12 protein-coding genes are annotated in these 13,057 nt (G+C 45.7%); 2 read left to right on the forward strand and 10 right to left on the reverse strand.

Annotated elements, in window-relative coordinates; all coding sequences use genetic code 11:
* Positions 1-807, reverse strand: coding sequence for a glutamate racemase (gene murI / locus QOS07_RS06755; RefSeq protein WP_283588208.1), 807 nt, complete (start codon positions 805-807; stop codon positions 1-3).
* Between the two features lie 151 nt (positions 808-958).
* Here murI and QOS07_RS06760 point away from each other — a divergent pair, with 151 nt between their 5' ends.
* Positions 959-1,537 carry a DUF2507 domain-containing protein gene (locus QOS07_RS06760; RefSeq protein WP_283588209.1) on the forward strand — a complete coding sequence of 193 codons (579 nt, stop codon included), beginning with the start codon at positions 959-961 and terminating at the stop codon, positions 1,535-1,537.
* 230 nt (positions 1,538-1,767) lie between these two features.
* Here the strand turns inward: QOS07_RS06760 and trxA are convergent, their stop codons facing one another.
* The 6 genes from trxA to QOS07_RS06790 all read right to left on the reverse strand — a co-directional run bounded on the left by trxA (position 1,768) and on the right by QOS07_RS06790 (position 6,369).
* A complete protein-coding gene (gene trxA, locus QOS07_RS06765; RefSeq protein WP_283588220.1) occupies positions 1,768-2,082 on the reverse strand; it encodes a thioredoxin in 315 nt (104 codons plus the stop codon).
* Between the two features lie 77 nt (positions 2,083-2,159).
* Positions 2,160-4,535 (reverse strand): endonuclease MutS2, encoded by a 2,376-nt coding sequence (locus QOS07_RS06770; RefSeq protein WP_283588210.1) that lies wholly within the window; start codon positions 4,533-4,535, stop codon positions 2,160-2,162.
* Between the two features lie 13 nt (positions 4,536-4,548).
* A complete protein-coding gene (locus QOS07_RS06775) occupies positions 4,549-5,076 on the reverse strand; it encodes a CvpA family protein (protein WP_283588211.1) in 528 nt (175 codons plus the stop codon).
* Between the two features lie 271 nt (positions 5,077-5,347).
* Positions 5,348-5,656 (reverse strand): DUF1292 domain-containing protein, encoded by a 309-nt coding sequence (locus QOS07_RS06780; protein WP_283588212.1) that lies wholly within the window; start codon positions 5,654-5,656, stop codon positions 5,348-5,350.
* A gap of 3 nt (positions 5,657-5,659) precedes the next feature.
* Entirely contained in the window at positions 5,660-6,103 is a 444-nt protein-coding gene (gene ruvX / locus QOS07_RS06785) for a Holliday junction resolvase RuvX (protein ID WP_283588213.1), read from the reverse strand.
* The gene (locus tag QOS07_RS06790; protein WP_283588214.1) at positions 6,100-6,369 is read right to left on the reverse strand and encodes an IreB family regulatory phosphoprotein; all 270 of its coding nucleotides are present in this window, start codon (positions 6,367-6,369) and stop codon (positions 6,100-6,102) included. The genes ruvX and QOS07_RS06790 overlap by 4 nt, the downstream gene beginning before the upstream one ends.
* 199 nt (positions 6,370-6,568) lie before the next feature.
* Between QOS07_RS06790 and QOS07_RS06795 the strand changes: the two genes are divergently transcribed.
* Complete coding sequence (locus QOS07_RS06795) at positions 6,569-7,534, forward strand: IS30 family transposase (protein ID WP_283588215.1); 966 nt, start codon at positions 6,569-6,571, stop codon at positions 7,532-7,534.
* Between the two features lie 72 nt (positions 7,535-7,606).
* Here QOS07_RS06795 and alaS read toward each other — a convergent pair whose 3' ends face one another.
* The 3 genes from alaS to QOS07_RS06810 all read right to left on the reverse strand — a co-directional run bounded on the left by alaS (position 7,607) and on the right by QOS07_RS06810 (position 12,852).
* Entirely contained in the window at positions 7,607-10,261 is a 2,655-nt protein-coding gene (alaS, locus tag QOS07_RS06800) for an alanine--tRNA ligase (protein WP_283588216.1), read from the reverse strand.
* 255 nt (positions 10,262-10,516) lie between these two features.
* On the reverse strand, positions 10,517-11,890 hold the full coding sequence (locus QOS07_RS06805) for a DEAD/DEAH box helicase (protein WP_283588217.1): 1,374 nt from the start codon (positions 11,888-11,890) through the stop codon (positions 10,517-10,519).
* Positions 11,891-11,904: 14 nt separating this feature from the next.
* Positions 11,905-12,852 carry a DHH family phosphoesterase gene (locus tag QOS07_RS06810; protein WP_283588218.1) on the reverse strand — a complete coding sequence of 316 codons (948 nt, stop codon included), beginning with the start codon at positions 12,850-12,852 and terminating at the stop codon, positions 11,905-11,907.
* Positions 12,853-13,057: the final 205 nt, after the last annotated feature.

Raw genomic sequence — 13,057 nt, forward strand, 5'->3', positions numbered from 1 at the left:
TCACTCCTCTTCTAAATCCAGATGATTACATAAATTATAACGACCGCCTAACCACTGGTTTGCACCGCGCTGCAGGTCTTCCTTGCGGCCAGTTGAATAAAGGTTAACACGCCGAAACGGATTTCCTTCCGGTGCAAGTAGCGATTGTTCTGCCAGGCTTCGTTTAACTTGTTGCACGGTCTCAAAAGCCGGATCTACCAGGCGGACATTCGACCCCATTTTTTGTTGAATTTCTTTTCGTAAAAAAGGAAAATGGGTACAGCCAAGGATTAAGGTTTCAACTGTTTGGTGGTCAAAAACCTGCAATGACTTGTCCACCGCTAATTGTGCCTGAGCCGTCCCCGTCTGACCATGTTCGACGATTGATACCAGCGGCTGGGCAGGCTGGCTAACTACTTCGACGTCTGGCTGCAGGTCGTGAAGTGTTGCTTCATAAGCCCCATTTTTAATGGTTGAATCAGTGCCAATCACACCGACCCTGTGCGCACCGGTTGATAAAGCAGCTGCTGCCCCGGGTCTTATTACGCCAATTACCGGGATTGGTAATTCCTTTTGCAGTGTTGACAATGCAGCACCAGTCGCAGTGTTACAAGCAATCACCATCATTTTAGCGTCCTGCTGTACTAAAAAGTGACCAATTGCTAATGACAGTCGACGAATCTCCGCCTGACTTTTGGTTCCATAAGGGAAGTGACCCTGGTCACCAACGAAGGTTAATGATTCCGCCGGTAATTCGTCACGCAGTACCCGCATAACAGAAAGTCCACCCAGGCCTGAGTCCATCACTCCAATGGGACGTCTATCCATTTTTGCCACCTCACTAATTTTGTAATAATTACTTGAAACTACATTATCGGTTTAATATCACGAATTTGCAAGTTTTAAAAATTGTCCCTACTATCCATAGTAAATTTAAGTATAATAATAACTGATTGTTAAAAAGGAGCGAACATAAACCATGAGTCAAAAACTGTATGACGAATTGCTGAATAGCCCGCAAGGCTTGATCAACGGAACCCTCCGTGATGTCATTATTCCATCAATTCTAGGGAAGGAGACCGACGAAATGCTGTATTGGATCGGGAAGGACCTTGCCCGCCAATACCCCGTCGCTTCACCAAATGAACTTGTTACTTTGACTCATCAGCTTGGCCTGGGCGACCTCAGCTTGCAAAAGAAGACTAATACTAGCCAAGTATGGCGTCTTGGTGGCCCAATTGTCGCGGGACGGATTAAAAAAGATGACGAGGAAACCTCGTTTGGCCTCGAATGTGGTTTCCTAGCTGAAGAAATCGAATTCCAGCTTGGGACAGTAGTTGAGGGCAAAATTAATGACCGCCATCACGACTATGTGGATATCTTACTAGAAAACGACCCTCAGACGGACAGCAATACTGAACGTACTGAGTTGGCCACCTTTATTAAGATCCATACTCCGGGTGAGGAGCAAGCTGCTAGTCCGGATGAAGCGAAAAAGCGCCAAAAGCCAGGTCGTCATCGTCGGACAAGACGGGAAAAGAAAAACAAGGAAAAGTAATTCTGGGAACAACTTTTTAGCGTTCTGCACTATCTTTATAAGATTTAAAATTAAACAGGAGCCCGTGGTAAAACCGATTTTTATCACGGGCTCCTGTTTTTTTGCTTCGAATATTCCAGAGATCTTGCGTGACACAACCCATGACTTTAGTGTCTAGCGACGGACAATCACTAGCTCGTTCCGTTAACAACTGTCCTCTGCAAACCGGCTTGTATCACCGCTCATTCTCCTTAATCAGTGTATTGTTGCAAAATTGCTTCTAGTGGTTCAAGGGGGTGGTAACCAACGATTTGGTCAACAACCTTCCCATTCTTCTTCACCATCAGGGTTGGAATGCTCATAATCCGAAACTTAGTCGCTGTTTCCTTATTTTGGTCCACATCCATCTTGAAGAAGTTTACATTATCCATCTTTTCGGACAATGCTTCAACAACCGGTGACTGCATCCGACATGGACCACACCATGTTGCCCAAAAATCGATTAATGCGACACCTTCCGCCGTATCTTGTTCAAATGTTTGATCAGTAGTTTCTTTTACTGCCATCATTAAACACCTTCCCTATTTATTCTACCTGTATTCTACCAAAGGTTACTTCTAAAGTCACCATGATTGCTTACTAATTATAAGTTAACGATTGTTGCACCATCGCCACCTGCATTTGGTGCCGCATAGGAAAATGATTTGACGCGGGGGTTACTCTGCAAGTACTGCTGGGTACCCTTCCGCAGTGCGCCTGTTCCTTTACCGTGGATAATGGTAACCGATGACAGGTTATTAAGCAGGGCGTGGTCAATGAAGTTACTGAGCTCACTCATTGCTTCCTCATAACGATGGCCACGGAGGTCCAGGCGGGCAGAAGTGTGGCGAGTTTGTGTTGTCTTAACTGCTGGCCGACTTGGCCGCTTCTCCTTACCACCCTTTGGCAGGTCCTTCTTCGAAACCTTCTCTAAGTCCTGTTCATCGATTTCCATCTTGAGAATTCCAATCTGGACTTCCCACTTATGATTTCCCCGCTTACTGAGCAGTTCACCATGCTGACCATAGGACTTAACCAAGACTGCATCACCACGGTGAAGGTCGTGCTTGGCCTTTGCCCGTTTCAACACTGAATTATGCCGTAAGCGTGGATTGTCCTGGTGCAGCGCGTTTAATGCCCCTTGTGCGTCAATTAACTGGTTTTCTTTTACATTAGCACCCTGTTGCGCTTCTAGTTGACGAAGGTGGTGAATGATCTTATCAGCCTTCTTCTTTGCCATCGAAACTTGGTGGTTAGCCTGTGAACGCGCCTGGTCAAGCAGCTTATCACGCTGTTCGTTGAAGCGGTCAAGTTTTTGCGTAAGTTCTGCCTGGTCCGCTTTGTTTTTTGCTACCAACTTTTCTAAGCGTTCACTTTCCTCACGAGCCAGTTTCCGTTGCTCAACCAACTCACCAATCATGGCATTCAAGTCCTGGCTATCATCGCTAACTAACGATTGTGCCTCTTGGATAACCGCCCGGTCAATTCCCAACCGTTGGGCAATTTCTAGCCCATTCGACCGTCCAGGGATCCCCAGCAACAAGCGATAAGTCGGCTGCAAGGTTTCCTGGTCAAATTCCATGCTGGCATTGATTGTTTTTGCCCGGTCATAGCCATAGACCTTCAATTCTGGGTAGTGGGTGGTAATCACGACCATACTACCCTTTTGACCAATCTCATCCAGAATGGACATTGCGAGTGCAGCCCCTTCCTTCGGGTCAGTCCCAGCACCTAATTCATCCAGTAAGACCAGGCTGCGACTAGTAATCTGATCCAGGATAGCCTTGACATTATCCATATGGCCAGAGAAGGTACTCAAGTTCTGCTCCAGTGACTGTTCATCACCAATATCAGCAAAAATATTATCAAAGACACCAATCGTGCTTCCTTCTTCAGCTGGGATGAACAAGCCGGACTGACCCATTAACTGAATAATCCCCAGTGTCTTCAGCGTAATGGTTTTACCACCCGTATTGGGACCAGTAATGATGATTGCTTGGTAATCATCACCAATTTTAATATCATTTGCAACAACCTTTTCCCGTGGGATCAGGGGGTGCCATGCCTTCCGCAGCAAAATATGGTTATCTGCCGACAGCAATGGCAGGCTCGCTTTCATCTGGTGAGCATAAACTGCCTTTGCATTGGTGAAGTCAAGGTGACCAAGAATTTGCTCATTATTCAAAATATCATGACGGTACGGCGCAATCAGTGCTGATAATTCGGCCAACACCCGGATTACCTCTTGTTTTTCCTCAATTTGGGCCTGGCGAAGACGGTTGTTATCTTCCATCACAGCCCCTGGTTCAATATACAGGGTTTGCCCACTGGCACTCTGGTCGTGAACTACCCCGCCAAACTTATTGCGGTAGCGTGCAAGGACTGGAACCACAAACCGGTCATTACGAACCGTCACGATTGGCTCACTAAGGTACTTGGCGCTCTTGCCGTGCGTGTATTGTTCCATCTGCTGGCGGATCTCGCCCTCCGTTTTGCTGATTAACTGGCGGATCCCGTGTAACTTACTAGAGGCCTCATCGTTAATCCGACCATCAGGGTCAACTGACCGCACCAAACGGGTGGTTACTGATGGAATTGTCACCAGCCGGTCAACAGAGTCTTGTAGGGTCCGCAGCTTAATCTTCTTCTCGCGCATTTCTTCAAAGAAGTTTTCAACACTCAGGCTGGCCTGCAAAACCTTTGTCACTTGCGCCAACTCGGTTCCGTTCAGGTTTGCCCCAATCTTTAGCCGCTTCATCTGTGGCTTGATATCGGCTAACTTTGGGAGCGGGATTCCGCCCTCCAAGCGTAAGATATCGGCCCCATCAGTCGTTTCTGTCAGTCGTTGCCGAACAGTTGAAAAGTCAGCTGAAGGCATTAGCTCTGTCAATTCCCGGTGTCCAGCCGCCGAAACTAAGTATTGATTGATTTTTCCCTTTATCCGATCGAATTCTAATGTTTCAATTATTTTATGGTTCATTCTTCTACTTCCTCTATCCAATTGCATGTAAAACTAACTGAGCTAAAATTGGCGTCTGGTTGATGATTAACCGTGCCAAGCCAGAATTAGCAATTTGCATCTGCCACCATTCTGCCGGCCATAACTGAGTAATTATTAAAACTAGAAAGATAATTACATAACCAATTAAAAAAGACAAAGCACCACCAAGCCACCGGTCAGCGGTCCCAATAATTGGCACGCGCTTGACCCAGCGAAATTGACGAACAATCCAGTGGCATAAAAATGACGCAAGCGAAAATACCACAATAAAGGCAATTCCCCGACTAAAGAAGTCATTAAGGTCAACTGCCGCTAGCAACCGCCCGGAATAGGAGGCATTATCAGCAACATTTGGCAAAAGGTTAACTAGCCAGTTACCAACTACCGGTGCCGCCACCCGTGCAATTAACCAGCTAACAAAGTAGGTCGCACTATACAGTGCCATCATGATTAGGCCGCGCCGGTGACCATTAATAAAGCATCCCACTAAAATTAAGATAATTAATGTGGTTAAAACCATTTTTTGCCTCACTTACGAAATCAATTAACAACAGGGGCTGGTAAAAGTCGATTGTCGCTTTACGGGCCTAACAAAACTGAGCATAAATAACCCCCTAGCGTTCACTAGTAAGCGAACGTTAGAGGGCAATTCATGCCGCGCTGTTGACTTTATCCATGTAGAAGACTTATGTCACAGCCCCCTAATCGTATCCTAAATTTTTGAAGATTACAGCACGTAATTAACCGCTACCCAGTCAAAGACGGGGTAGCATTTTATTTTACTCTTTTATTTATGCCTTAAAATTTCCGTCATCATCAAGGAAGGTGTTGAGTACTTGCTCAACCATATCCCACTCTTTATCGTCCTCAATTGGTACCAGGTCTTGACCGTCACCATCAGCATTGTCAGCAACGATGTAGGCCTGGATATCAACTGATTCATCGTTTTCCTGTTCAGCAGGGTAAATAAAAATGTATGACTTCCCATAATCATCGGAATCAAAGGTAAATAACTCCTTGAAGAGCTGTTCATTGCCATCTTCATCAATTAACGTGATCAGGTTGTCCTCATTGTTTTGTTTCTTAGTCACTTTAACCATCCTTTATTTCAGTTTTTGCACTAACCGACCATGGCGGTCAAGGTAGCTTTGTAAGATAAACGTAGCGGCAACTTCGTCAATGACCTTTTTTTGCTTTGCCCGCGAAATGTCCGCCTCTTCAACCAACATCCGGTGAGCTTCAACCGTGGTTAACCGTTCATCTTGAAAGTCAACGGGGATATCTGGAAAATGCTTCTTAAGTAACTCACCATAATGTTTGGAAGCATCCACCCGCGGTCCTTCGGTATTGTTCATGTTTTTGGGCAACCCCAGCACAAAACCTGCCACTTGTTCTTTTTTGGCAAGTTCGGCCACCCGGTCAATCCCAAATACTTCTTCGTCTTCATTGATTGGAATTATTTCAACTGCCTGGGCAGTCCAACCGAGGGGGTCACTAACCGCCACACCGACTGTCTTTGAACCAATGTCTAAACCCATTAATCTCATTTAGTCTCACCATTATTCTTCAGGTACGACCGAACTAATTCCTCAATGATTTCATCACGTTCATGTTGGCGAATAAGATTACGTGCATCATTCAGCCGTGGAATGTATGCCGGATCTCCAGAAAGCAAGTACCCCACAATCTGGTTAATTGGGTTATAGCCCTTTTCTTCTAGTGACTCGTAAACGGTCTTAAGTGTTTCTTTGATGTCTTCCTGGCGTTCTTGGCCAAAGTCAAAGAACATTGTTTTATCATTATTGGTTGTCATCAATCGTCACCTCCAAATAGTCTCTTTAAGTTCATATTCTACTATAACCAAGTTGAAATCACAATTAACGTGACCCGACTACCCATAAAAATTGTCAATATCTTTAAATAATCGCCGTTTGTAAAATTAAGTTAGAAAAATAAAAAGCCATTTGTGATAGACTTTTGAGTATCCCTAATCAAAAGAAAGGCAATCACAAATGACCTATAAACATCTTACCACACGTGAATTAACTCTCATAGCCGATTTTCATCGCCAGGATATTAAAGCTTACCTTGCCGCAAAATTATTAAAGCGCAGCACTGAGACGGTTTATCGTGTTTATCGTTTCTTGAACACTGGTAAGACGATTACGCAGTATTTGAAACAGTATCAACGCAATAAGCGCCGCTGTGGTCGGAAGCCAATAACATTACCTAATGCTGAAGTAGACTACATTACTAACCAAATTAGGAAAGGTTGGACACCTGATACCATTATTGGTCGCAATGAAATGAACATCAGTTGTAGTATGCGAACCCTGTATCGTATGTTTGAACGAGGGCAATATGGATTCGCTGTCAGCCAATTACCAATGAAAGGACAACGTCATCCCAATGGCTATGTTGAACATCGTGGTAAAGCGGGACAACTGGGTCGTAGTATTTACCAACGCTACCAAGACTTCCCTGACTACCAACATGAATTTGGGCACCTTGAAGCTGATACTGTGCAAGGTAAAGCTCACCATGGTGCAGTCATGACCTTGGTCGAAAGGAAGTCAAAACTGGAGATTGTTCTTAATGTCCACTACAAGACCGCTGAAAGTGTGAACTATCATTTAGATCAGTGGCTCTCAAAAATGCCACGCCACCTATTTAAGTCCATCACTTTTGACAATGGCAAGGAGTTCGCTGGTTGGCGTGAAATCGCCAATAAACATGACATTCAAACCTATTTTGCAGAAGTTGGCGCACCCAATCAACGTGGCTTGAATGAGAATACTAATGGGTTGCTTCATCGTGATGGCTTGAGTAAAAGAAAAGACTTCCGCAATTTACCAGACGAATTAGTTACGCAGCTAATGTCGTACCGAAATAGGATTCCACGGAAGTCACTTCACTACCGTACACCGCTTGAGGTATTCATAGAGAATCTCACAGATGCACAGTTAGTTTATTTCTAACTTAATTTGACATTTCAGGAATAATAAAAGCTGAGGGAGCTGCATCACAGCCCTCTTCAGCCTTTAATCATATTACTTATCCATGTATTCCTTTGCTAACTTCAGTGCATTAGGAATGCCGGCTGGGTCTTTACCACCAGCCTGAGCAAGGTTTGGACGGCCACCACCGCCACCTTTAATTGCACTGGCAATTGACTTAATCAAGTCGCCGGCCTTTAAGCCAGCCTTGACCTTGTCATCGCTAACAGCAACTAATAAGTTTGCCTTGCCATTGTTAGCAGTACCAAGGACCAGTACATCAGACAAGCCCTTGGACCGCCAACTATCAGCCAGTTGACGGAGTTGGCCCATCCCTGCAACCTTAACTTCCGCAGCAATCAGCTTACCATTCTTGGTCTCTTGAACATTATCAAAGACACTGTTGGCTTGTTGGGCAGCAATCTTAGCCTGCAAAGCTTCAACCTGCTTATTAGCCTTCTTCAGTTCGTCTTGTAGGCTAGCAACTTGGTGTGGAACTTCCTTAATTTGGGCAACCTTCAAGTCACCAGCAACTTCTTCCAACATTGCATTCCGCTTTTGCAAGAATTCATAAGCATCACTGGAAGTGACCGCTTCAATCCGGCGAATACCAGCACCGACCCCACCTTCAGAAACAATCTTGAAGAGGCCCAGTTCATTAGTATTCTTAACGTGGTCACCACCACAGAATTCAGTGTTGTAGTCGCCAATTTTAACAACCCGAACCTTGTCGCCGTACTTATCGGAGAAGAGGGCAATTGCTCCCATTTCCTTAGCCGAATCGATGTCGGTTTCAACGGTCTTAACCGGAATTTCCTTGAAGATTTGTTCATTAACCATCTTTTCAACCGCTGCTAAGTCCTTTACGGTCACTTGGCCAAAGTGGTTAAAGTCAAAACGAAGGTAGTGTTCTTCAACCAGCGAACCAGCCTGTTGCGTGTGTCCGCCAAGAACGTTCCGCAATGCCTGGTCAAGCAAGTGGGTTGCCGTATGATTCTTTTCAATCTTCAAGTGGCGAAGACGGTCAACAACCAGCTTATAACGAGCTCCCTTCTTGAGGGGTGCCGTTAACTCAACACGGTGCAGGTTTTGTTGGTTTGGCGCATGCTGAACATCAATAACCCGGCCAACCTTCTTACCGTAATTATCAATAATGTCACCGGTATCAGCTACTTGGCCACCCATTTCAGCGTAGAATGGTGTGACATCAAAAATAACTTCAATATCCTTATCACCGGGTTCAGCACTATCAGCCTGCTTACCGTCATGAGCCAAGCCAATTACCTTGGCATTGTCAACTGTTAAGTCGGTGTAGCCAACGTACTTACTGTCTTCCTTGAAGTCAGTCCAGAGGTCCGTTTGAACCCCCATCCCGTTGTCCATGTCCCGCGCATTCCGGGCCCGGTTTTGCTGTTCAGTCATGGCTGCTTCAAAGCCCTGTTCATCAACCGTCAAGCCTTCATCTGCTGCGTATTCCTTGGTCAATTCGATTGGGAAGCCGTATGTATCATAAAGCTTAAAGGCGGTCCGCCCGTCAATTTGCTTACTGCCGCCATTCTTTGCTTCGTTAATCACGCTGTTTAACAGGTTCAGGCCACCGTTCAGCGTTGAACTGAACCGGTCTTCTTCAGACTTGATAACGGAAGCAATGTAGTCTGCATTCTTTAAAACATCTGGGTAGTAATCTTCCATGATCTTACCAACCGTTGGTACCATGCTGGCAAGGAATGGGTCATCGATTCCCAGCTTCTTACCGGCAACGACGGCACGGCGAAGAAGACGACGGATAACGTAACCACGTCCAACATTAGATGGCAGTGCACCATCACCAATGGCAAAGGTAATTGTCCGAATGTGGTCAGCAATAATCTTGAATTGAACATCGTCAGCCTTATCAGCTCCGTACTTCTTGCCATCAGACAATTCTTCAACCTGCTTAATTAATGGCATAAACAGGTCGGTTTCAAAGTTTGTTGGTGCATTTTCAAAGATGGAAACCACCCGTTCAAGTCCCATCCCCGTATCAATGTTTTTGTGGGGAAGTGGTTCGTAGGTATTTTCTGGTGTGTGGTTGAACTGACTGAAAACAATGTTCCAGATTTCCAGGTAACGTTCGTTTTCGCCACCCGGGTAACTTTCTGGATCGTCTTCTGGCAAGTTATTAAATTCTTGACCACGGTCATAGAAAATTTCAGTATCCGGACCAGATGGACCCTGACCAATGTCCCAGAAGTTATCTTCGTCTGGTACAAGGTGGTCCTTTGCCACCCCTACTTCTAACCACTTGTTGTAAGCATCATGATCCTTTGGGTAGTAGGTAATATAAAGTCGTTCCGGATCAAAGCCAAACCACTTGTCGCTTGTCAGCAATTCCCATGCCCAGGGAATAACCTCGTCTTTGAAGTAGTCACCAACGGAGAAGTTCCCCAGCATTTCAAACATGGTGTGGTGCCGGGCAGTCTTACCAACGTTTTCAATATCATTGGTCCGAATACTCTTTTGTGAAGACGTCATCCGGGGATTTTCAGGAATAACCTTCCCATCAAAGTACTTCTTCATCGTGGCAACACCAGAGTTAATCCACAGTAAGGTTGGGTCATTAACTGGTACCAAGGACTGGCTTGGCATTACCTTGTGACCGTGTTCCTTGAAGAAGTCGAGGTACATGCGCCGTACTTGGGCACTATTTAACTTTTTCAGTTTCTTCACTTTTCTCTTCCTTTCAAAAAAACAAAATCCACCCTTGCGAACAAAGACGCCTACCGACGCGGTACCACTTTGCTTGCAACGATGGAATTCGTTTACCTCTTTATTCCCTTTTCCAGGGTTTATTCACAATTTACGGAATGGGGAGCACCTCAAAAGGACCAGTCAACCGTCACAGCAACCCGGTTGTTTCTGAAAGTGGTTACCTCTAAGGCATATCCCAAACGAACCATATTATAGCGAACCGGCAGGTAAAAATCAACGGGCGTTTCGCTCCCGACGGTGCTGCCGTTGACGCTGGCGCTTAGCCTTTCGAATCTTATGGCGCAATTCCAGCTTCCGCTTCTGCTGCTCATCCTCTTTAATTGCCCGCTTGATCCGTTTCTTGTAGCCGGGTTTAACCTTTTTCTTGGTCTTCTTTACGTAACCTTTCATCGATGGATCAAGTTCTGCCTGGCGACGTTTATACTTCTTCCGCCGGTTACGGTCATGCGTGGTCACAATTCGACCATTTTTTAGTTGCTTAGGGATAAACTTAATCCCCCGTTCTTCCAGCTTCGAAATCAAATCATCCTCAGCCGGTGCATAAAGGGTAATTGCCGTCCCTGGCATCCCGTTTCGACCGGTCCGGCCGACCCGGTGCACAAAGTACTCCAGGTCGGATGGAATGTCATCGTTAATAACCAGGGACACCCCATCAATATCAATTCCCCGGGCAGCGAGGTCAGTTGCAACCACGTACTGGTAGTCCAGGTTGCGAATCTGACGCATCGTTCGTTTCCGCTTCCGTGGTTCCAAGCCACCATGGATCATCGCCACCTTTAACCCTTGTTCACTGAGGTAGCGGGTTAATTCTTCAACCCGTTCCTTCGTGTTGGCAAACACTAATGCCAGGTAAGGCTCACCCATTGTAAGCAACCGGTAAATCAACTGGTTTTTGTCCTGGCCCTTCGTTGACATCAGCCAGTTTTCAACATCCGGATTAATGACCGTTTCCGTCGGAATTTCTTCAAGAACCGGATTAGCCATGTACTTCTTCAAAAACGGCCGGAGCTTCTGGGGAATAGTTGCTGAAAAGACCATCATCTGCAAGTTATCTGGGAAGTGACTCGCAATTTGGTCAACTGGTTCTAAAAAGCCCATGTCAAAGGTCATATCAGCTTCATCGACAACAAACATGGTTGCCGTATGGATATCAAGGTGTTGTGAATTAATCAGGTCCAACACCCGGCCAGGAGTCCCAATAACTAACTGGGGCTGCTTCCGCTCTAATTGGTCAATTTGATGCTGCTTATCCGTCCCGCCGACATAATTATGGATGGTCAATGGTTGGTCAGCAAACTTATTTAATTGCTTTGCCGCATTATAGATCTGGTATGCCAGTTCCCGACTAGGGGTTGTAATTACCGCCTGGACTGCTTGGTCGTCAGGGTTAATCCGGGTAAAAATTGGCAACAGGAAAGCATGGGTTTTACCACTACCGGTTGCCGACTGTCCAACAACGCTCTTGCCAGCCAGAATATCCGGAATCACCTTTTCTTGAACCGGCGTTGGTTGGCGGAAATTAATTGCCTGGACCGCTTTTACGAGGTACGGCTTGAGGTTAAATTCATTAAAATTATTACTTGCCATTTTGATCCTTTCCGTTAGTTAGCGCTAGTCAGTTGGTCCAATTCACTAATAACCTGCTTTATTTCCGCCTCATCGGCTGCCTTGGCACCAGAAGCAAGTGGGTGTCCACCACCGTTATGCTTCTTAGCTAGCTCATTAATCACTGGGCCCTTAGAACGAAGGCGGATCCGGTAGTGGCCATCCTCTTGCTGGACAAAGATTGCCCAGGCACTAACACTCTTAATTCGACCCGGCAGGGAAACAACGGCTGATGTTCCTGCTTCAGTTAGGCCAAACTTCTTCAAAATTTCATCAGTTAAAATTACGTAAGCCGCACCGTGGTCCATGATCGTCAAGTTTTCGTAAACATAAGCCGAAAGCCGGGCAACTGGGATTGTAATCTCATTTTCGCGCTGACTAATTTCGGCTGCATTTGCACCGGCAGCCATCAACGCTCCGGCAACCAGCATTGTCCGCGGGGTGGTAGCTGGGTATAAGAAGCGACCCGTATCACCGATAATTCCAGCATAGAGGGCATGGACCGCCTTTTGTGGCAAGGTTAATTCATTGCTGAAGTGCTGGTAGAAATCATAAATCATTTCCGAGCAGCTTGAGGCATCGGGCTCAACCCACATCAGATCGCCAAACGGTTCATCATTTGGGTGGTGGTCAATCTTAATCAGCTTATCTCCATTGTCAAACCGCCGGTCATCAATCCGTGGTGCATTGGCCGTGTCGGTAACGATGACGAGGGCATCATTAAAAGTCTCGCCGTCGATTTCGTCCATGGTCCCGATCCAATCAAAACCAGGGATATGCTTACCAACCAGGTAAACCTGCTTGTAGGGGAAGGATGCCTTGATAATTTCACCCAGTCCCACCTGGGAACCAATCGCATCCGGATCAGGGCGCTGGTGCCGGTGAATGATAATTTTATTGTATTTTTTGATTTGTTCGAAAATTGCGTTTAATTGGTCCGCCATAATAAGCTCTCCTCTTAATTCAAAATTGTCTAACAATTAAGTATAACAGCTATCGCAAATTGATTCTATCCAAAAATTTTGCGGGCTCGAAGGCAAGCCCAACATATACTAACCAGAGAGAAATAAACGGCTCTACGTCAAGTAGTGTTGATCAGGAAATTTCTGCTCTACATTGTAAAATTGGTCTAAAGGAATCATCTGCGAG

The sequence above is a fragment of the Limosilactobacillus viscerum genome, from assembly GCF_947387525.1.
In the GTDB taxonomy this organism is placed as follows: Bacteria; Bacillota; Bacilli; order Lactobacillales; family Lactobacillaceae; genus Limosilactobacillus; species Limosilactobacillus viscerum.